This window comes from Pseudomonas sp. LRF_L74 (assembly GCF_965644255.1).
Classification (GTDB): domain Bacteria; phylum Pseudomonadota; class Gammaproteobacteria; order Pseudomonadales; family Pseudomonadaceae; genus Aquipseudomonas.
Genome location: NZ_CBFFRH010000006.1, coordinates 439,922 through 458,899 on the forward strand (window position 1 = coordinate 439,922; position 18,978 = coordinate 458,899).

Annotated in this window: 17 protein-coding genes; 9 read left to right on the top strand and 8 right to left on the bottom strand. The window is 64.1% G+C overall.

Annotated features, from left to right (window positions below; all coding sequences use genetic code 11):
- Nucleotides 1-2: 2 nt before the first annotated feature.
- Complete coding sequence (locus ACSZPK_RS17775; RefSeq protein ID WP_437882803.1) at nucleotides 3-812, bottom strand: shikimate dehydrogenase family protein; 810 nt, start codon at nucleotides 810-812, stop codon at nucleotides 3-5.
- Between the two features lie 143 nt (nucleotides 813-955).
- Between ACSZPK_RS17775 and ACSZPK_RS17780 the strand changes: the two genes are divergently transcribed.
- Nucleotides 956-1,720, top strand: a complete 765-nt coding sequence (locus tag ACSZPK_RS17780; protein ID WP_437882804.1) for an IclR family transcriptional regulator domain-containing protein — start codon at nucleotides 956-958, stop codon at nucleotides 1,718-1,720.
- Between the two features lie 44 nt (nucleotides 1,721-1,764).
- Here ACSZPK_RS17780 and ACSZPK_RS17785 read toward each other — a convergent pair whose 3' ends face one another.
- Nucleotides 1,765-2,628: a shikimate dehydrogenase gene (locus ACSZPK_RS17785; RefSeq protein WP_437882805.1), complete on the bottom strand. Its 864-nt coding sequence runs from the start codon at nucleotides 2,626-2,628 to the stop codon at nucleotides 1,765-1,767.
- Nucleotides 2,629-2,633: 5 nt separating this feature from the next.
- Complete coding sequence (aroQ, locus tag ACSZPK_RS17790) at nucleotides 2,634-3,074, bottom strand: type II 3-dehydroquinate dehydratase (protein WP_437882806.1); 441 nt, start codon at nucleotides 3,072-3,074, stop codon at nucleotides 2,634-2,636.
- A 304-nt stretch (nucleotides 3,075-3,378) separates the two neighbouring features.
- Here aroQ and ACSZPK_RS17795 point away from each other — a divergent pair, with 304 nt between their 5' ends.
- Both ACSZPK_RS17795 and ACSZPK_RS17800 read left to right on the top strand, forming a co-directional pair.
- Nucleotides 3,379-3,945, top strand: a complete 567-nt coding sequence (locus ACSZPK_RS17795; protein ID WP_437882807.1) for a cupin domain-containing protein — start codon at nucleotides 3,379-3,381, stop codon at nucleotides 3,943-3,945.
- Entirely contained in the window at nucleotides 3,932-4,249 is a 318-nt protein-coding gene (locus ACSZPK_RS17800) for a thioredoxin family protein (protein ID WP_437882808.1), read from the top strand. The genes ACSZPK_RS17795 and ACSZPK_RS17800 overlap by 14 nt, the downstream gene beginning before the upstream one ends.
- Before the next feature lie 28 nt (nucleotides 4,250-4,277).
- On the opposite strand, the gene nadC is transcribed toward ACSZPK_RS17800, so the two are convergent.
- Nucleotides 4,278-5,126, bottom strand: coding sequence for a carboxylating nicotinate-nucleotide diphosphorylase (gene nadC, locus ACSZPK_RS17805; protein WP_437882809.1), 849 nt, complete (start codon nucleotides 5,124-5,126; stop codon nucleotides 4,278-4,280).
- Nucleotides 5,127-5,673: 547 nt separating this feature from the next.
- Here nadC and ACSZPK_RS17810 point away from each other — a divergent pair.
- The 3 genes from ACSZPK_RS17810 to ampE all read left to right on the top strand — a co-directional run bounded on the left by ACSZPK_RS17810 (nucleotide 5,674) and on the right by ampE (nucleotide 9,476).
- Entirely contained in the window at nucleotides 5,674-7,959 is a 2,286-nt protein-coding gene (locus ACSZPK_RS17810) for a DUF1631 domain-containing protein (RefSeq protein WP_437882810.1), read from the top strand.
- A 126-nt stretch (nucleotides 7,960-8,085) separates the two neighbouring features.
- Complete coding sequence (ampD, locus tag ACSZPK_RS17815) at nucleotides 8,086-8,649, top strand: 1,6-anhydro-N-acetylmuramyl-L-alanine amidase AmpD (RefSeq protein WP_437882811.1); 564 nt, start codon at nucleotides 8,086-8,088, stop codon at nucleotides 8,647-8,649.
- Nucleotides 8,646-9,476 carry a regulatory signaling modulator protein AmpE gene (gene ampE, locus ACSZPK_RS17820; protein ID WP_437882812.1) on the top strand — a complete coding sequence of 277 codons (831 nt, stop codon included), beginning with the start codon at nucleotides 8,646-8,648 and terminating at the stop codon, nucleotides 9,474-9,476. Before ampD ends, ampE begins: the two co-directional genes overlap by 4 nt.
- 56 nt (nucleotides 9,477-9,532) lie before the next feature.
- On the opposite strand, the gene ACSZPK_RS17825 is transcribed toward ampE, so the two are convergent.
- A complete protein-coding gene (locus ACSZPK_RS17825) occupies nucleotides 9,533-10,312 on the bottom strand; it encodes a TatD family hydrolase (protein WP_437882813.1) in 780 nt (259 codons plus the stop codon).
- A 99-nt stretch (nucleotides 10,313-10,411) separates the two neighbouring features.
- On the opposite strand from ACSZPK_RS17825, the gene ACSZPK_RS17830 reads away from it, so the two are divergent.
- On the top strand, nucleotides 10,412-12,469 hold the full coding sequence (locus ACSZPK_RS17830) for an AsmA family protein (protein ID WP_437882814.1): 2,058 nt from the start codon (nucleotides 10,412-10,414) through the stop codon (nucleotides 12,467-12,469).
- 59 nt (nucleotides 12,470-12,528) lie between these two features.
- Here the strand turns inward: ACSZPK_RS17830 and ACSZPK_RS17835 are convergent, their stop codons facing one another.
- On the bottom strand, nucleotides 12,529-14,112 hold the full coding sequence (locus ACSZPK_RS17835; RefSeq protein WP_437882815.1) for a peptide chain release factor 3: 1,584 nt from the start codon (nucleotides 14,110-14,112) through the stop codon (nucleotides 12,529-12,531).
- 307 nt (nucleotides 14,113-14,419) lie between these two features.
- Here ACSZPK_RS17835 and ACSZPK_RS17840 point away from each other — a divergent pair, with 307 nt between their 5' ends.
- A complete protein-coding gene (locus ACSZPK_RS17840; protein ID WP_437882880.1) occupies nucleotides 14,420-15,325 on the top strand; it encodes a LysR family transcriptional regulator in 906 nt (301 codons plus the stop codon).
- A gap of 43 nt (nucleotides 15,326-15,368) precedes the next feature.
- Here ACSZPK_RS17840 and ACSZPK_RS17845 read toward each other — a convergent pair whose 3' ends face one another.
- Both ACSZPK_RS17845 and pgm read right to left on the bottom strand, forming a co-directional pair.
- On the bottom strand, nucleotides 15,369-15,737 hold the full coding sequence (locus tag ACSZPK_RS17845; protein WP_437882816.1) for a c-type cytochrome: 369 nt from the start codon (nucleotides 15,735-15,737) through the stop codon (nucleotides 15,369-15,371).
- A 90-nt stretch (nucleotides 15,738-15,827) separates the two neighbouring features.
- Nucleotides 15,828-17,492, bottom strand: a complete 1,665-nt coding sequence (gene pgm / locus ACSZPK_RS17850; protein ID WP_437882817.1) for a phosphoglucomutase (alpha-D-glucose-1,6-bisphosphate-dependent) — start codon at nucleotides 17,490-17,492, stop codon at nucleotides 15,828-15,830.
- A 281-nt stretch (nucleotides 17,493-17,773) separates the two neighbouring features.
- On the opposite strand from pgm, the gene ACSZPK_RS17855 reads away from it, so the two are divergent.
- Nucleotides 17,774-18,976: an NAD-dependent formate dehydrogenase gene (locus tag ACSZPK_RS17855; protein ID WP_437882818.1), complete on the top strand. Its 1,203-nt coding sequence runs from the start codon at nucleotides 17,774-17,776 to the stop codon at nucleotides 18,974-18,976.
- The last annotated feature ends 2 nt before the right edge of the window (nucleotides 18,977-18,978 follow it).

An 18,978-nucleotide genomic window follows, 5' to 3' on the forward strand; every position in this document is an offset into this window, starting at 1 on the left:
CCTCACAACTGCAGCGGGGTGACACCCATGAAGTGGCCGAGCGGCCCGGCTTCGGCCCTGGCCATCTGCGGCCCGGTCTGGATGCTGCAGCCACGTGCCTGGGCGAACGCCAGCAGCGGCGTGATCTCCGGCGAGGTGACCACGTCGGCGACATGGGCGCTGGCCGGCAGGCTGTCGAGCAGCGCCTGTGGCAGCGGCAGCTCGCCGGTCCCGCCCATGCCTATCGGCGTGGCATTGGCCAGCAGGTCGGTCTCCGCGAGGGTCTGCAAGTCGGTACTGAAGGTCACGGCAGGAAATGCGCTGGCCAAGGCGTCGAGCAATGCGCCAAGCCGCTGCGGGCTGACATCGCTGAGGGTCAGGTGAGTGACACCTTCCTGGCACAAGGTATAGGCGATGGCACTGCCGACGCCGCCGGCACCGATCACCACCGCACGTTTGCCGGCCGCCTCGAAGCCATTCTGCCGCGCCGCGCCGATGAAGCCGTCGCCATCGACGTGATCGCCGATCAGGCGGCCATCCGCTTCGCGGCGAATCACGTTGACCGCGCCGAGCAACCTGGCCCGTGGGCTGAGTTCATCGATGCGGCTGGCGAACGCTTGCTTGTGCGGCACGGTCACCACCACGCCGCGTATGTTCTGCCAGCCGCGCAGGGCGAGGACGAAGGCGTCCAGCGCATCGGCGCGCAGGTCGATGGGCAGCATGGCCAGGTCCTTGCCCTGGGCGGCGAACCAGGCGTTGAAATTGTCCGGCGATTTCACTTGGACGATGGGCGAACCGACGATAGCGACCAGCTCGGTGGAACCACGAATCATGGAGAGCTCCAGGGGACATTGTTGTTTGCCCACAAGCCTGGACCGCGAGACGGGGATCGCCAAGGGTTGAGTCCGTCGTTCAGGTTGTTAATCGCAACGGCGATGCGATAATCGCATCATTCGTCCGAATCCATGGAGCGACCATGAGTACGATCCATCCCCGTGACCTGATTGCCGGCCTGCAGAAAGGCTTGGCCCTGATCCAGCTGTTCAGCGTCGACCACCCGAAGCTGAGCGTGCCTGAGGCGGCAAAACTGTCGGGAATGACCAGCAGCGCGGTACGGCGTTTTCTGCTGACCCTGGTGCATGAAGGGTTCGCCGAGTCGGACGGTCGCCACTACTGGCTGACGCCCAAGGCGTTGCGCATTGGCCAGGCCTATGTCGACTCGGCGCAGTTGCCGCGCATGCTGCGGCCAGTGGTGGAGCAGGTGGCGCGCACGACCCAGGAGCACGTATCGGTGGGGACGCGCGATGGCGACGAGATCGTGCATATCGTGCGCAGTCGCTACAGCCATATCGCCTCGCTGTCGATCCGGCCTGGATCGCGCGTACCGATGTACTGCACGGGGAGCGGACGACTCTGGCTGGCCGCCATGGAGGCGGCGGAGCTCGACGCCTATTTCGCCCGTATCGAACTGGTGGCCCGTACGCCGCATACCTGTACCGACGTCGAGCGCTTGCGTGAGGAACTGCGGCAGATCGCCCGGCAGGGCTATGCCGAGCTGGATCAGGAATATGAAGTGGGCATGCGCGTGCTGGGCGTGCCTTTGCTGGACCGTCACGGCCGCCTACGCTCGACCCTGGCGATCACCACCCATGCCTCGCGCATCACCCTGGAGGAAATGCGCCAGCGCTATCTACTGCCGCTGTACGAGGCGCAGGCGCTGCTCAAGCCGATATTGGAGTAGGCAGCCGCCCGTCTCGTAGCTTGCGGCTTCCGGGCCCGAGCTCTTTAGCCGTTCATGCTCTGGAAATGCGCCTGCATGCGCTCGGCATCGGCGCGCACGCCGCTGAACAGTTCGAAGGCCTTGACCGCCTGGAACACCGCCATGTTGCCGCCATCGAGGGTACGGCAGCCGATGGCGCGAGCGGCCTTGAGCAGCTCGGTTTGCAGCGGGAAATAAATGATCTCGGCAACCCATAGCTCCTTGCGCAGCAGTTCGACCGGCAGTGGCGTGCCAGGCAGCTTGGCCATGCCGACGGGGGTGGTGTTGACCAGGCCGTCGGCCACGGCCATCGCCGCTGGCAGGTCCAGGCCAACCACTGCGCGGCCTTGGCCGAAGTGGACGTTGAGGTTATCCACCAGGCCTTGAGAGCGGCTCGGATCGACTTCGAAGATGGTCAGTTGCTCGACGCCTTCGCTGAGCAGGGCATGGGCCACTGCGGCACCCGCGCCGCCCGCGCCCATCTGCACCACGCGTTGGCGCCTGGTGTCGCTCAGGCCACGACGAAAGCCCTCGGCGAAACCCAGGCAGTCGGTGTTGTGGCCGACGCGCTTGCCGTCTTTCCACACCACGGTGTTGACCGCCCCGATACCGCGCGCCTCATCCGACAGTTCGTCGAGCAGCGGAATGATCGCCTGCTTGCATGGGAAGGTGATGTTCAGGCCGGTGAAGCTCATGCGCTCGGCGCTTTCCAGCAGGTTCGGCAGGGCGCCGATGTCGAGCTTGAGGGCATCGAGGTCGATCAGGCGGTAAAGGTAGCGCAAGCCCTGGGCATCGCCTTCGCGCTCGTGCATGGCGGGGGTGCGCGAGGCCTGGATGCCGGAACCGATGAGGCCGGCGAGGACACTGTTGTTGCTGTTGTTCTGGGACATGATGATCAGGCTTCGAGCAGGTGGGCGAAATGGTCGATGGCGACGCGATAACCGTTGATCCCGAGACCACAGATGACACCGACGGCGACCCCCGAGACGTAGGAGTGATGACGGAACGCTTCGCGCTTGTGCACGTTGGAGATGTGCACCTCCAGGGTCGGGACCTCGGCGGCGGCGAGGGCGTCGCGGATGGCCACGGACGTGTGGGTCCAGGCCCCGGGATTGATCACGATGCCGGCGCAGCGGCCACGGGCCTGGTGGATCCAGTCGATCAACTGGCCTTCATGGTTGGTCTGCTGGAACTCGATCTGCAGGCCATGGGCTTCGCCCGTATGCCGACAGAGCTGGGCAACGTCGGCGAGCGTTTCATGACCGTAGGTGGCAGGCTCGCGGGTACCGAGCATGTTGAGGTTGGGACCGTTGAGCACGAGGACGATATGAGTCAATTCGGGTTGACCTCCATTGTTCTTTTTGAGGGTGGTCGTTCGCTTCGGGAAAATGTACCAAACGGTTAATTTGGTCAATCGGCGGCATTCCTCGCTATCGCTGCCAAGGCGCTGCGCCGCGGGCTTCTTTTCCAGGCAGAGCCAGTCAGGACGCCAGTTGCATGGCTCGCCGGAGGCCCTTGCCTGGCTTGAAACGATGGGCGATTACCGCACGCTTTGTCGGCCAATCTATTTTGCTTTGCCAGGGAACCATCGCCGGCGGCGTCGTTCCGAGGTCGTATGGAATTTCAGCAAGGACAACGACATGTCGTCAGCCACCGCCCCTTTGCCCCTGGTCGAGCCGCAGCAGTTGCTGTTCGAGAGCGATGGGCGCACACCCAATAATCGCCATCCGGTGCTGCTCTACAAGGCCGTCCTGCACGAGGCGGGGGACAAGGCCGCGCTCTGCGAACGGCTGTTCGCGGCGCATCACTGGTCGTCGTTGTGGCAGGCGGGCATCTTCAATTACCAGCACTACCATCCCAACGCCCATGAAGCACTGGGCGTGGTGCGTGGCAGCGGCAAGGTCCTGCTCGGTGGCGTCAAGGGACGCAGCGTGGAGCTGCAGGCCGGGGATGTCCTGATCCTGCCGGCTGGCGTGGGTCATTGCCGTACCGAGGCGAGTGCCGATTTCCTGGTCATCGGTGCCTATCCCCGAGGTCAGGAAGACTATGAAATCGAACGCCCCTCGGTGTTCAACCACGAGGGCGCCGAAAAACGCATCGCCCGCGTCGAGCTGCCGCTCGCCGATCCGCTGTTCGGCGAGGAAGGCCCGCTGCGCACGCTGTGGCTGCCGGCGGAAAAGAAACGGAGCGAACATGCCAGTGTTTGAAACCCGCCAACCCGAGCGCGAGCAGGTCGATGCACTGGATGGCCCGACGTTGATCGTGTTCGGCACCGACTGGTGCGGATACTGCCAGGCTGCGCAACCGTTGATCGACAGGGCGCTCGCCCGTCATCCGCGGGTTCGCGCGCTGATGGTCGAAGATGGCAGCGGCCGCGTGCCGGGGCGTTCGTTCCGGGTCAAGCTGTGGCCAACGCTGATCTTCATGCGTGACGGCGAGGAACGCGCCCGGCTGGTACGGCCGGGCGATGAGGCTTCAATTGAAGAGGCGATGCGTGTCGTGCAGGCTTGAAGGCAGCCGGCAGCGTTTCGAGGCGCCTTTACAAGCTCAGTCGCATCGATAGATCCACCGCCTTGATGTCCTTGGTCAGGCTGCCGATGGAGACGTAGTCGACACCTGTCTCGGCGATGTCGCGCAGCGTCGTTTCATTGATTCCGCCCGAGGCCTCCAGCCTGGCGCGGCCGGCCGAGAGAGTGACCGCCGTGCGCATGTCGTCCAGGCTCAACTCGTCGAGCATGATGATGTCCGCACCGGCATCCAGGGCTTGGCGCAGCTCATCCAGGCTTTCCACTTCGATCTCCACAGGCTTGCCCGGCGCGATGCCGTGCGCCGCGCTGATCGCCTCGGCGATGCCACCACAGGCGGCGATATGGTTTTCCTTGATCAGGAAGGCATCGAACAGGCCGATGCGGTGGTTGTGGCAGCCGCCGCAGGTGACGGCGTATTTCTGTGCCAGGCGCAGGCCAGGCAGGGTCTTGCGGGTATCGAGCAGCTTGACCCCGGTGCCCTGCACCAGATCGGCGTAGTAGCGGCAGCGGGTGGCCACGGCCGACAGGCTCTGCAGGAAGTTCAGGGCGCTGCGCTCACCGCTGAGCAGGGCGCGGGCCGGGCCTTGCAGATGGAACAGGGCCTGGTTGGGTTGCACCCGCTCGCCGTCGGCGACCTGCCAATGTACCGCCACGCGCGGGTCGAGCTGGCGAAACACCTCGTCGACCCAGGCGGTGCCGGCGATGGTAGCGGCTTCGCGGGTGATGATCGTGGCGTGGGCCAGGCGCTCGGCGGGAATCAGTTGGGCGGTGATGTCGCCGCTGCCGATGTCTTCGCGCAGGGCACGGCGGACATTGGCGTGGATCTCGGCATCGAGTTCGGCGAGAGACAGGTTGGGCATGGCGGCCTCCGGATACGGGTGGTGCATTATAGGGAGGCTGGCGACGGAGTGGGATGCTTCGCATGGTGCAGGGCGAATTGCCATCAATCTGCCGTGAAAACCTGAAAACACGGGCTATATCAGGCCGTGTGAAAACGTAGCGAGCGACGGTCAGGCAAGGCAAAAACCGGCGAAAAAGCGCAGTTTACGCGTTGTAAATGAGCATTTTGAGCCGGTTTTTAACGCCGCATGACCGAGCGCAGTAGTTTTCACACAACCTGATATGGGGTTATCCGCCAGACGGAGCGATGCATCTGTTGAAAGTTGCGGGTGTTGGGGATAGAAAGTCTGAAATGGCTATCAAAGAACGGTCGATAATGGCCGCGTGCGACTCATCTGTGACCTGGATCATGTATGTGTCACGTGTAACTTGGTGATCATCGCCTCATCCCTATAATGAGAGTGGATAATTAGCTTGGCGCCATGCTTTTGACGGAACCGAAAAGCGCTCAATGATTATGTGCAGGTGTCCCGCTCTAGACAGAGGACGCTATGCGGGAGATTCGTGATGCAGAACGACGCGAAAGTGGTGCGTCTCAGTACGGTCGCCACCCAGCAATCGCCAAACTCGCCGGCAGGAAGACTCCCCGTGGCGCTGATCCAGTTGCGCGACAAGGCTGCCCAGCAGCTCAAGCAAGCCTTGCAGGCGCTGTTCGACAACGCCGACGACACGCTTTTCGAGATGGCCGACAGGGCGACCAGCAACGCCGAGCAGAACGCTTTCTTCGAGGCGATGCGCGAACTGCGCCTGAAGCGGCGGACCATCGAACGTACCTTCCTGCAGAACGTCTTCGAGAGTTTCGCTACCCTCAACCAGTATCAGATCGGTGCGCCGCAACTGGATGTGGCCACTGCCGAGAGCCTGTCACTGGTCAATAATGACGACCTGGAAGAGAACGTGGCGCTCGATGCCATGGTCGCCCGGGTGATGAGCCGTGATGCCATGGCCATCGGTCACCTGACCACGCGCCTGAATGCGATGATTACCCAGAAGCTCGATGACAAGAGCAACCCGCTCGGGCCGCGCTGCCTGTGCGAACAGTTCGTCGAGTCGGCCAGCTGCCTGAGCGTGGAAATCCGCGTCAGGCTGATCATTCTCAAGCTGTTCGAGAAGTACGTCCTCAGCGATATCGACCAGTTGTTCTCCATGGCCAACGAACACCTGATCGAGGCCGGCGTGTTGCCGGAACTCAAGTCCACGCCAGCGCGTCGTCGCACTGCGCCTGGCGAGCGTCCTGCGCGTGAGCCGGCCGCCGAAGGCCACGGCGGCAGTTCGGCTGGCTATGCCGAACAGGACTTCAAGGAAGTGTTCGGCGTGCTGCAGGACCTGCTGGCCGAGGTTCGTGGCAATGCCCTGTTGCCACGCCGCGAACTGCCTGTGGATGCGCTGCCGATCTCCAGTAATGACCTGATGCGCCTGCTTTCCCACATGCAGCAGCGCCTGCCGGCGCCAAGTGGACGCGAGAGTGACTTCGACCTGCGTGACCAATTGCAGAACCTGCTCAGTCGCGCGAGCGCCAAGAGCGGTCGTGCCCGTGTGGTCGGCGAGGTCGATGAGGATGTCATCAACCTGGTGTCGATGCTCTTCGAGTTCATCCTCGATGACCGCACCTTGCCGGATTCGCTCAAGGCCCTGATCGGGCGCCTGCAGATTCCCATGCTCAAGGTCGCGGTCCTGGACAAGACCTTCTTCAGCCGTGGCAGCCACCCGGCGCGACGCCTGCTCAACGAGATCGCCTCGGCAGCGCTTGGCTGGAATAATCAGGGCGACGAGCAACGCGACCAACTGTTCCAGCACATCGAGCAGGTGGTGCAGCGCCTGCTCAACGATTTCACTGACGACACATCGGTTTTCTCCGACCTGCTCGCCGAATTCCTGGCCTTTACCGGTGACGAACGTCGTCGCAGTGAGTTGCTCGAACAGCGTACACGCGACGCCGAAGAGGGCCGTGCCAAGGCCGAGCTGGCGCGCCTCGAAGTGGAACATGCGCTCAACCAGCGCATGCTCGGCAAGATTCTGCCCGAAGTGGTTGTGCGCCTGTTACAGGAGGGGTGGAGCAAGGTCATGCAACTGGCTTGCCTCAAGTTCGGCGCGGGCTCGCCCGAATGGGAGGCCAACCTGTCGGTAATGGATGACCTGATCTGGAGTGTCGAGCCTCACGAGGATGCGGAAGATCGCCTGCGTCTGCTGGAGCTGGTGCCCAACCTGCTCAAGGCGCTGCGGGAGGGATTGGCGGGCGCCGCTGTGGACCCGTTCGTCACCAGCGAGTTCTTCAGCCAGCTCGAGTCCGTCCACGTCCAGGCTTTCCAGCGCTTCAAGCGCGTCACGCCTGAGCCCCAGGGCGACACCCCGCTGGTTGATCCGCTCAACGAGCATGGCACTGTCGCGGCCGTCGATGACAGTGACACGTTGCTGGATATGCCGGCGATGATCGAGGTGGTCGAGGAAATCGTGCTGTCGGCACCGGGCGAGAAGCGCGAGCATGAGGCGGAGGTGGCGTTGCCCCATGATGATGGCGCCCTGCAACAGGTCGACAGCCTGCGCGTCGGCAGTTGGGTCGAGATCGCCGAGGATGAGGAGCACAAGTTGCGTTGCAAGCTGGCGGCAATCATCAAGCCGACCAGCAAGTACATCTTCGTCAATCGCACCGGCATGAAGGTGCTGGAAAAAACGCGTATGGGCCTGGCCGTGGAGTTCCGTCGCGGTTCCATTCGCCTGCTCGACGATGCGTTGTTGTTCGACCGCGCGCTGGAGTCGGTGATAAGCAATCTGCGGCGGCTCAAGGAAGCCTGAGCAGCTGTTGCGAATCTGACGCCCGGCCAATGCCGGGCGTCGTCGTTTCAGGGGCGTCGCATGCCTGCTAGAGTGACGCCCGGCGCCTGGCGCGTGAACATGGCGCGGTGTTGAACTGGAGTTCGAATGATTCTTAACGCGGAAACCGGCTGGTTCGACGGTGTGCGGCACTGCCCATCGCCGAACTTCAACGCCCGTCCTGACGGCGAGGTGTCATTGCTGGTCATTCACAACATCAGCCTGCCGCCAGGCTGCTTCGGTACGGGCAAGGTGCAGGCGTTCTTCCAGAACCGCCTGCCCATCGATGAGCATCCCTACTTCGCGGGCATTGCCCATCTGCACGTGTCCGCGCATTTTCTGATCGAGCGCGATGGCGTGGTCACCCAGTTCGTATCCTGTAATGCGCGCGCCTGGCATGCGGGGGTATCGAGTTTTGCCGGGCGCGAGAACTGCAACGATTTTTCCCTGGGCATCGAGCTGGAGGGCACCGACGAACTGCCCTTCAGCGATGCGCAATACCAGGCGTTGAAACGCTTGAACCAGGCGTTGATGGCGGCTTATCCCGACCTGGATGCCACTCGGATTCGTGGCCACAGTGATATCGCGCCAGGGCGCAAGACCGACCCCGGTCCCTGTTTCGACTGGGCGCGCCTGCATGAGGACCTGCTTGATAAGGAGAACGATAAATGAATTTTCTGGTGCTGCTGCTGGTGATCTGGGCAGAAAAGTTTTCTGCCTGGCGGCGTCGTATCCAGTGTGATGGCTTCTGGCTTGGGCAACTGGCGCGTATCGAGTCGCGCAGTCCTGGCTCACCCTGGCTGGCACTGGCCTGGCTGGTGCTCCTGCCGGGGCTGGGCCTGGCCGTGTTGCTGGCGCTGGTCGAGCCGCTGGCCTATGGCTGGCTGGCCCTGCCGATCCACCTGCTGGTACTGATCTACAGCCTGGGGCGCGGCGATGTGCTGGCGGCGCTGGGCCCGTTCCGCGATGCCTGGCGCCGGGGCGACGAACAGGCGGCGATGCATGTGGCCGAGCGTGATCTGGGAGTGGTCGCGGGTGAGGAAGGCGAATTGCTGGCCCAGGTCCAGGCGTATCAGCTATGGCAGGCCTACCAGGGCTTTTTCGCGGTGATCTTCTGGTACGCGCTGCTTGGTCCGTTGCTGGCGCTGGTCTATCGCCTGCTGGCGCTGGTCGCCGAGAACTCGACCCAGGCCGCGCTCGTCGAGCGTGCCGTTCAACTGCGCCATGCTCTCGATTGGCTGCCGGTGCGCGTTCTGGCTGCCAGTTTCGCCGTGGTGGGTAATTTCGCGGCGGTAAGTCGTGCGGTGCTGCACGAGTTGCTCAACTGGGATGTGCCGGCCAGCACGCTGTTGCTGCACGCGGGCCTTGCCGCCGGCGAGGCGACCGAACCGGCAGCGGGAGAAGAGGGCCTGGCCGGTCTCGACCGGCTCTGGCAACTGCTGGTGCGTGCCGCGGTGCTCTGGTATGCCTTGTTGGCGATCTGGATTCTGCTGCTGTAGGGCGAGGTATTCGTTCACGGGGCAGGGTCAAGGAAAGGGCGTGGAGCCGCCTGCCATCAGTTCCAGCCGAACACCTCCCGCGCATTGCGCGTGCTGGTTTCGGCCAGGACTTCGGGCGTGACGTTCATCCAGTGGGCGAGGCTGGCGCAAATATCGGCCAGGAACGCCGGGCTGTTGCGCTGATACGGGTGCATGGCCGGCGCCATGTCGGGCGCATCCGTTTCCAGCACCACCGAATCCAACGGCAGGCGCGGCAACACCTTGTGCAGGCGCTTGGCCTGGGGCCAGGTCGGCGCGCCGCCAAGGCCCAGGCGGAAACCGAGCCTGATGTATTCGCGGGCCTCCTCGTAGCTGCCGGCGAACGCGTGGATGATGCCGGCGCGGCGCGGTTTCAGGCGCTTGAGGGTGGCGATGGTGGCGGCATGGGCACGGCGAACGTGGAGCAATACCGGCAGCTCGAATTCGTCAGCCAGGCGCAACTGGGCTTCGAACAGGTCCTGCTGGCGCTGTGGGTCGAGCCCTTCGACGAAGTAGTCCAGGCCGAACTCGCCGACCGCGCACAGGCGCGGATGGCCCGACAACCGTTGCAGCCAGGCGCGCAGTTCATGCAGGTGTTCGGCGTGGTGCCGATCGAGATAGACCGGGTGCAGGCCGAAGGCGGCATACAGGCCATCATGCCGCAATGTCAGGTCCCACAGGCGTTGCCAGTTGTCCCGGTAGACACCGAGCACCACCATGCGCTCGACGCCGAGGGCATTGGCTTGGGCGAGTACCCCGGCACGGTCGGCGTCGAAGTCGGGAAAGTCGAGATGGGTGTGGGTGTCGATGAGCTTCATGCTGCAAGGATCGGCGATTCGCTGGCTGTTTGCCAATCAGTGGGAGTCATTCAGCCGCTGCGCCAGTCGAACGAATCAGACGTAACGAGGAGCTGGTGCATGACACGCGTTCGCAAGATTCTGGGATGGACTTTCGCCGGCCTGCTGTTGCTGGTGGCGGCGCTGATGCTGTTCCTGGCGCTGTTCGATTGGAATCTGCTCAAGCCGACAATCAACCAGAAGGTCTCCGAGGCGCTCAACCGTCCGTTCGCCATCAATGGCGACCTGGCCGTGCACTGGCAGCGTGAAGAGGGCGAAGGCGGCTGGCGCGCCTGGGTGCCGTGGCCCCATGTGTCGGCGGAAAAGCTGGTGCTGGGCAACCCTGAGTGGGCCAAGGGCGACAGCTTCGTCAGCCTGGACAAGGTCGTGCTGCGCCTGTCGCCAGTGCCATTGCTGTGGAAAACCGTCAGCATCCCGCGCATCGACCTGACCGCGCCGAATGCCGACCTGCAGCGCCTGGCGGACGGGCGCGCGAATTGGACCTTCGATCTTGGCTCCCAGGCAGCCGAAGAAGACAAAGAGCCATCGTCCTGGACCCTGGACATCGGCACCATCGGTTTCGACAAGGGCGTGGTCAAGTACGACGACACGATCACCAAGGCCACGGTGCGGGTCGATGTCGAGCCATTGGGCAAGCCGATCCCGTTCAGCGAGATCGTCGGCAAACAGGCGGCCGACAAGGCGGTCAAGGACAATGTGGCACCCCAGGACTACGCCTTCGCCTGGCAGGCCAAGGGCCAATACCAGGGCCTGCCGGTTTCGGGCAGCGGCAAGGTTGGCGGTTTGCTGGCGCTGAAGGACGCGGCGCTGCCATTCCCGGTACAGGCCGATGTCAGTGCGGGGCGTACGCGGGTGCAGGTCGCCGGTACATTGACCGACCCGCAGCACCTCGGCGCCCTCGACCTGCGCTTGCGCATCGCTGGTTCCAGCCTGGGCAATCTCTATCCGCTGACCGGCGTGACCCTGCCGGATACGCCGGCGTACTCCACCGACGGCCGCCTGCGCGCCAACCTGCGCGATGCCGATGGCGCCAGCTTTCGCTATGAAGGTTTCAATGGCCGGATCGGCGACAGCGACATCCACGGCGAGCTGACCTTCGTCGCCCGTAAGCCACGACCCAAGCTGTCCGGACAACTGGTTTCCAACCAACTGCTGTTCAAGGACCTGGCAGCGCTGATCGGTGCTGACTCCAATGCCGAGAAGAAGGCGCGCGGGGCGGCCTCCAACCAACCCGCCGACAAGGTGCTGCCGGTCGAGCAGTTCCGCACCGACCGCTGGCGCGCCATGGATGCCGATGTGCGCTTCACCGGCAAGCGCATCGTCCACAGCGACAAGCTGCCGATCAGCGACCTCGACACCCACCTGGTGCTCAACGACGGTCAACTCAGCCTGGAACCGCTGCGCTTCGGCGTGGCGGGCGGCACCCTGGATTCCACCATCCGTCTCAATGGCGGGGTGACGCCGCTGCAAGGGCAGGCGCAGCTCAAGGCTCGTCATTTCAAGCTCAAGCAACTGTTCCCCAGCTTCGCGCCGATGCAGACCAGCTTCGGTGAGTTGAACGGCGACGCCGATATCCGTGGCTCCGGCAACTCGGTGGCGGCCTTGCTCGGCGGTGCCAACGGCCAGGTGAAGATGCTGATCAACGATGGCGCGGTCAGCCGCGACCTGATGGAAATCGCCGGGCTCAACGTCGGTAACTACGTGGTCGGCAAACTGTTCGGTGACAAGGATGTGCAGATCAACTGCGCGGCCGCCGACCTGGGCATCAAGGAGGGTCTGTTGAGCACGCGGCTGTTCGTGGTCGATACCGAGAACGCGGTGATCAAGGTCGACGGCACGGCCAATTTCGCCAAGGAAACGCTGAACATGGACATCGTGCCGACCTCCAAGGGCTTCCGTATCATTTCCCTGCGTTCGCCGCTGTACGTCGAAGGCACCTTCAAGAACCCCAAGCCGGGTGTGCGGGCGACTCCACTGGTGTTGCGTGGCGTAGGCCTGGTGGCGCTGGGCGTAGCGGTGGCACCAGCGGCCGGGCTGCTGGCACTGGTGGCGCCGAGTGGTGGGGACGAGAACCAGTGCGGGGTGTTGTTGCAGCAGGTGAGAGGCGTGAAGCCATAGGTCTCAGGCATACCGCCTGAGACCCCGCGAGATCGTGAACAGGCTCTTGCTCTGGGCTATCAATGATGCTCGCGCGTCGCGCGGAATTTCACCTCGGGCCAGCGCTCTTCCATCAGGCTCAGGTTGACGCGGGTCGGCGCCAGGTAGGTGAGGTGGCCGCCACCGTCCACGGCCAGGTTCTCGTAGGCCTTGTCCTTGAACTCCTTGAGCTTCTTCTCGTCGCCGCATTCGATCCAGCGCGCCGACCAGACGTTGATCGCCTCGTAGGCGCACTCGACCTTGTATTCCTCTTTCAGGCGGCTGGCGACCACGTCGAACTGCAGCACGCCGACCGCACCGAGGATGATGTCGTTGTTGCGCTCGGGGAAGAACACCTGGGTCGCGCCTTCCTCGGCCAGCTCCTGCAGGCCCTGGCGCAGTTGCTTGGACTTCAGCGGGTCTTTCAGGCGCACGCGGCGGAACAGTTCCGGAGCGAAGTGCGGGATGCCGGTGAAACCCAGGGCCTCACCTTCGGTGAAGGTATCGCCGATCTGGATGGTGCCGTGGTTGTGCAGGCCGATGATGTCGCCGGCGTAGGCTTCTTCCAGTTGCTCGCGCTCGCTGGAGAAGAAGGTCAGGGCGTCGGCGATGCGCACGTCCTTGCCCAGGCGCGCATGGCGCATCTTCATGCCTTTCTCGTACTTGCCCGAGCAGATGCGCATGAAGGCGATACGGTCGCGGTGCTTCGGGTCCATGTTCGCCTGGATCTTGAACACGAAGCCGCTGAACTTCTCTTCCACTGGCTCCACCGTGCGCTCGTTGGCCACGCGGGCCAGCGGCATCGGTGCCCAGTCGACGACCGCGTCGAGCACATGGTCGACGCCGAAGTTGCCCAGCGCGGTGCCGAAGAACACCGGGGTCAACTGGCCGGCGAGGAACTCGTCGCGGTTGAATTCGTGGCAGGCGCCCTGGACCAGTTCGAGCTGCTCGATGAAACGCTCGTACTCGTCGCCCAGGTGGGCGCGGGCTTCGTCGGAGTCGAGTTTTTCGATGATCTTCACCTCGGTGCGCTCGTGGCCGTGACCCGGGGTGTAGACGATGATGTAGTCGTCGGCCAGGTGGTACACGCCCTTGAAGTCGCGGTAGCAACCGATCGGCCAGGTGACTGGCGCGGCCTTGATCTTCAGTACCGACTCGATCTCGTCGAGCAGTTCGATGGGGTCGCGGATGTCGCGGTCGAGCTTGTTGATGAAACTGACGATGGGCGTGTCGCGCAGGCGGCAGACGTCCATCAGGGCGATGGTGCGTGGCTCGACGCCCTTGCCGCCGTCGAGCACCATCAGCGCCGAGTCCACCGCGGTCAGGGTGCGGTAGGTGTCTTCGGAGAAGTCTTCGTGGCCGGGGGTGTCGAGCAGGTTGATCATGTGCTCGCGGTAGGGGAACTGCATCACCGAGGTGGTGATGGAGATACCGCGTTGCTTCTCCATCTCCATCCAGTCGGAGGTGGCATGGCGGTCGGACTTGCGCGACTTCACCGTACCGGCGACGGCAATCGCCTTGCCCATCAGCAGCAACTTCTCGGTAATGGTGGTCTTACCGGCGTCGGGGTGGGAAATGATGGCGAACGTGCGGCGTTTGGCGACTTCGGCGGCCTGGACGGACATGACGTAACCTGGAATCGGAAAGCGAAAAATGGTCGCGGAGTATACAGCAAGCGCAACCGCATGCCGACCGGTCGGTGCCTGGCCGGTCAAGCCCAGGATCAGCACCGCGATCGCGCATCGGCTCGCGGCTGCTGAAAAACAGGCCCAGCGTCGCCGCGACTGGCGCAACGAGATTGATGGCCTGGGCGCTTTGCTGTCCAATCACATTCCCAACTACCGTAATCCGATGAGCCGCTACATCAGCCTGCTCGACAACAGGCGACGCTGGGCTGCCCGCCTGCGTGGCGGCTGGCTTCTGGAGACAGTCTTGAACCGTAACGACCTGCGCAAAGTCGACCTGCAATTGCTGATCGTCTTCGAAAGCCTGATGCACGAGCGCAACCTCACGCGCACGGCGGAAAAACTCTTTCTCGGCCAGCCGGCGATCAGCGCTTCGCTGAACCGACTGCGCGACTATTTCAATGATCCGCTGCTGGTGCGCAACGGCCGCGAGATGGAGCCCACGCCACGGGCCTTGCAAATCTTCCAGCGCCTGCCGGCCGCCCTCGATGGCGTGTCCCTGGCGATCAGCGAAGTCCAGGATTTCTCCCCGCAGCGCAGCGACACAGTGTTCCGCATCGGCATGTCCGACGACGTCGAATGCGGGTTGTTGCCGCAACTGCTCGCCGACCTGCGCAAGCAGGCGCCCAACTGCGTGCTGGTGGTGCGCAACGCCAACTTCCTGCTGCTGCCCGGCCTGCTCGCCACCGGCGAGGTGTCGATTGGCATCAGCTACACCACGCAACTGCCAGCCAACGCCAAGTGCCGCACCCTGCGCAACATCCGCGCGATGGTGCTGCGTGCCGAGGATGGTTCGTCGCCGCTGACCCTCGACCAGTACTGCCAGCGGCCCCACGCCCTGGTGTCGATGTCCGGCGACCTGTGCGGCAATATCGACCAGGACCTGCAGCGCCTCGGCCGCTCGCGCAAGATCGCCCTGGCCGTGCCGCATTTCAATGGCCTCGGCGCGCTGCTGCGCAATTCCGACATGATCGCCACCGTGCCCGACTACGCCGGCGAGGCGTTGGTCCAGGGCGGCGGCTTGCGCCTGGAAGAGCCGCCGTTCGAGATGATCCCATCGAAGCTGACCATGGTCTGGCGCGCCGCCCAGGACCAGGACCCCGGCGAGCGCTGGCTGCGGCAGCAGATCATCCGCTTCATGGCGGAGGATTGATTCCAGCTCCGGGCTTGGCTGCCGTCGCGAGCCAGCATCGTTGTTACCGCTGGGTCGCGAAATAACTCAGCAGGTCGGCGATCTTCTGTTCGTCGCTGATGCCCCAGAAGCGCATCTTGGTATCGGGCACCACTTCGCTCGGGTCGGCGATGTAGCCTGGCAGCGTCGTTTCGTCCCAGACGATGCCGGCGTTGCGCATGGCAGGGGAGTAGTTGTACTCGGTCGAGCCTGCCTGGCGGCCGATCAGGCCATTGAGTTGCGGGCCGAAACCGGCGCGGGCACCGGAGCCGATGGTGTGGCAGTTGGAGCACCAGCGCTGGAACAGCGCTTCGCCACGGGCGGGGTCGCCGTCTTCGGCCCAGGCCAGACCCTGCACGGCGAATAGCAGGGCCAGCAATGCACTTCTCTTCATGTACTTCACTCCAGCACGCGGGCGCCAGTCTGCCTGGTTCGGGATCGGGTTCCATTGATCCATGGCAGGCTGGCGCCGTGTCGCTGTGCCTCAGCCAGCCAGCACGCTGTCGACCAGCGCCTTGGCTTGTTCCTGGATGCGCGCCAGGTGCGCGTCGCCCTCGAAGCTTTCGGCGTAGATCTTGTACACGTCCTCGGTGCCGGACGGGCGCGCGGCGAACCAGCCGCTGTCGGTGACCACCTTGAGCCCGCCGATGGCCGCGCCGTTGCCCGGTGCCTCGGTGAGGATCGCGGTGATCGGCTGGCCGGCCAGCTCGCTGGCGGTGACCTGGGAGGCCGACAGCTTGCCCAGTCGCGCTTTCTGCTCGCGATTGGCCGGGGCGTCGATGCGCTGATAGACCGGCGCGCCGAAGCGTTCGGTCAGGGCCTGGTAGCGTTCGCCGGGGTCCTTGCCGGTCACGGCGGTGATCTCGGCGGCGAGCAGGCCGAGGATGATGCCGTCCTTGTCGGTCGACCAGGCGCTGCCATCCTTGCGCAGGAACGAGGCGCCCGCCGACTCTTCGCCACCGAAGCCGAGGCGGCCTTCGATCAGGCCGTCGACGAACCACTTGAAGCCCACCGGTACTTCCACCACCTGGCGGCCGATGCCTGCGGCGACGCGGTCGATCATCGACGACGACACCAGGGTCTTGCCGATGGCGGCCTGGGCCGACCACTGCGGGCGATGGGTGAACAGGTACTCGATGGCCACCGCCAGGTAGTGGTTGGGGTTGAGCAGGCCGCTGGAGCGGGCGACGATGCCGTGGCGGTCATGGTCGGTGTCGCAGGCGAAGGTCACGTCGAAACGGTCCTTGCTCTCGATCAGACCGGCCATGGCGTAGGGCGAGCTGCAGTCCATGCGGATCTTGCCGTCCCAGTCGACACGCATGAAACGGAAGCTCGGGTCGATGCGGGTCGACAGCACTTCCAGCGGCAGGCCGAAGCGCTCGGCGATGCGCGGCCAGTAGTGCACACCGGCGCCGCCCAGCGGATCGACGGCAAACTTCAGGCCCGAATCACGAATGGCATCGAGATTCAGCACCTGCTCCAGGCCGCCGACGTAATGCTCGATGAAGTCGAAGCGCTGGGTGGTCGCGGTCTTCAGGGCGCTGGCGTAATCCACCCGTCGCACGCCTTTGAGGCCGGCGACCAGCAGTTCGTTGGCGCGTTCCTGGATCCACTTGGTGGCGCTGGTGTCGGCCGGGCCGCCGTTGACCGCGTTGTACTTGAAGCCGCCGTCGGCAGGCGGGTTGTGCGACGGGGTGATGACGATGCCGTCGGCCAGGTTGCCGCTGCGTCCGCGATTGTGATCGAGGATGGCGTTGGAGATCGCCGGGGTCGGCGTGTAGCCCGGCTCACCGGCGGTGGCGCCGCAACCGGCGTCGATGCGCGTCTCGATGCCGTTGCCGGCGAGTACTTCCAGGGCCGAGACGAAGGCCGGTTCTGACAGCGCGTGGGTGTCCATGCCGATGAAGAGCGGGCCGTCTACGCCCTGGGCCTTACGGTAATCGCAGATGGCCTGGGTCACGGCGAGGATGTGCCATTCGTTGAAGCTGTTCTTCAGCGACGAGCCGCGATGGCCCGAGGTGCCGAAGGAAACCTGTTGCGCCGGATCGCTCGGCTCGGGGCGTTCGCTGTAGTAGCGCGATACCAGGCGCGGCAGGTTGGTCAGGCTGTGCTCGGCGGGGAGGCGTCCCGCGTTGGGAGCGATGCTCATCAAGTGTTCCTTCGACGAATGGGTGAGTGTGCAACGGACCACGGCGGCGCCCCGATGATGCAGCGAATTGCCGGACGGTATTGCAGCGCCCGATTGTAGTGGCTCGCACCGGCTTGCCGGAAGCGCTTGATAAGCGCTGCTTATCTAGGCATCCGATCAAACGATTGGAACCTCATGACGGGCTTGTTCAACCATCTTCTCGCGCGGCTACTGGCTGCGACCGAATGACGCGGAGCTGCCGAATCCCATCCCGCGTCGCCTTCCAGAACAAGGAGAAGAGAATGGCCAAAATAGTGTGTGTGCTCTATGACGATCCGGTCACCGGCTACCCGCAAAGCTATGCGCGCGACGACCTGCCTGTCCTGGAGCGCTACCCGGACGGGCAGACGCTGCCCACGCCCAAGGCGATCGACTTCCAGCCAGGTACGTTGCTGGGCAGCGTCAGCGGCGAGCTGGGCCTGCGCAAATACCTGGAAGCCAACGGCCATGAGCTGATCGTGACCTCCAGCAAGGACGGTGCGGACAGCGAATTGGATCGTCACCTGCACGACGCCGAGATCGTCATTTCCCAGCCGTTCTGGCCGGCCTACATGACCGCCGAGCGCATCGCCAAGTCGCCCAAGCTGAAGATGATCGTCACCGCCGGCATCGGCTCCGACCACACCGACCTGCAGGCCGCCATGGATCGCGGCATCACCGTCGCCGAGGTGACCTACTGCAACAGCAACAGCGTGGCCGAACACGTGCTGATGATGATCCTCGGCCTGGTGCGCAACTACATCCCGTCCTACAACTGGGTGCTCAAGGGCGGCTGGAATATCGCCGACTGCGTGGCCCGCTCCTACGACCTGGAAGGCATGAACGTCGGCACCGTGGCTGCCGGCCGCATCGGCCTGCGCGTGTTGCGCCTGCTCAAGCCGTTCGACGTCAAGCTGCACTACATGGACCGTCACCGCCTGCCCGAATCCGTGGAGAAAGAACTCAACCTCACGCACCACACCAGCCTGGAAAGCCTGACCAGGGTCTGCGACGTGGTGACCCTGAACTGCCCGCTGCACCCGGAAACCGAGCACATGATCAACGCCGACACGCTGAAGAACTTCAAGCGCGGCGCCTACCTGATCAACACCGCGCGCGGCAAGCTGTGCGACCGCGACGCCATCGCCGCGGCCCTGGAAAACGGCCAGTTGGCGGGCTATGCCGGCGATGTGTGGTTCCCGCAACCGGCGCCGGCCGATCACCCATGGCGCAAGATGCCGCATCACGGCATGACGCCGCACATCTCCGGCACCAGCTTGTCGGCGCAGACCCGCTACGCCGCCGGCACCCGCGAGATTCTCGAGTGCTATTTCGAGAACCGGCCGATCCGCAACGAATACCTGATCGTCCAGGGCGGCAAGCTGGCCGGCGTCGGTGCGCACTCCTACAGTGCCGGCAACGCGACCAAGGGCTCGGAAGAAGCGGCACGCTTCAAGAAGGGCTGAGT

What these genes read in the sequence shown, in the direction of transcription:
- ACSZPK_RS17775 (WP_437882803.1), bottom strand. Translation starts at nt 812, where the DNA reads ATGATTCGTGGTTCCACCGAGCTGGTCGCTATCGTCGGTTCGCCCATC.
- ACSZPK_RS17780 (WP_437882804.1), top strand. Translation starts at nt 956, where the DNA reads ATGAGTACGATCCATCCCCGTGACCTGATTGCCGGCCTGCAGAAAGGC.
- ACSZPK_RS17785 (WP_437882805.1), bottom strand. Translation starts at nt 2,628, where the DNA reads ATGTCCCAGAACAACAGCAACAACAGTGTCCTCGCCGGCCTCATCGGT.
- ACSZPK_RS17795 (WP_437882807.1), top strand. Translation starts at nt 3,379, where the DNA reads ATGTCGTCAGCCACCGCCCCTTTGCCCCTGGTCGAGCCGCAGCAGTTG.
- ACSZPK_RS17800 (WP_437882808.1), top strand. Translation starts at nt 3,932, where the DNA reads ATGCCAGTGTTTGAAACCCGCCAACCCGAGCGCGAGCAGGTCGATGCA.
- nadC (WP_437882809.1), bottom strand. Translation starts at nt 5,126, where the DNA reads ATGCCCAACCTGTCTCTCGCCGAACTCGATGCCGAGATCCACGCCAAT.
- ACSZPK_RS17810 (WP_437882810.1), top strand. Translation starts at nt 5,674, where the DNA reads ATGCAGAACGACGCGAAAGTGGTGCGTCTCAGTACGGTCGCCACCCAG.
- ampD (WP_437882811.1), top strand. Translation starts at nt 8,086, where the DNA reads ATGATTCTTAACGCGGAAACCGGCTGGTTCGACGGTGTGCGGCACTGC.
- ampE (WP_437882812.1), top strand. Translation starts at nt 8,646, where the DNA reads ATGAATTTTCTGGTGCTGCTGCTGGTGATCTGGGCAGAAAAGTTTTCT.
- ACSZPK_RS17825 (WP_437882813.1), bottom strand. Translation starts at nt 10,312, where the DNA reads ATGAAGCTCATCGACACCCACACCCATCTCGACTTTCCCGACTTCGAC.
- ACSZPK_RS17830 (WP_437882814.1), top strand. Translation starts at nt 10,412, where the DNA reads ATGACACGCGTTCGCAAGATTCTGGGATGGACTTTCGCCGGCCTGCTG.
- ACSZPK_RS17835 (WP_437882815.1), bottom strand. Translation starts at nt 14,112, where the DNA reads ATGTCCGTCCAGGCCGCCGAAGTCGCCAAACGCCGCACGTTCGCCATC.
- ACSZPK_RS17845 (WP_437882816.1), bottom strand. Translation starts at nt 15,737, where the DNA reads ATGAAGAGAAGTGCATTGCTGGCCCTGCTATTCGCCGTGCAGGGTCTG.
- pgm (WP_437882817.1), bottom strand. Translation starts at nt 17,492, where the DNA reads ATGAGCATCGCTCCCAACGCGGGACGCCTCCCCGCCGAGCACAGCCTG.
- ACSZPK_RS17855 (WP_437882818.1), top strand. Translation starts at nt 17,774, where the DNA reads ATGGCCAAAATAGTGTGTGTGCTCTATGACGATCCGGTCACCGGCTAC.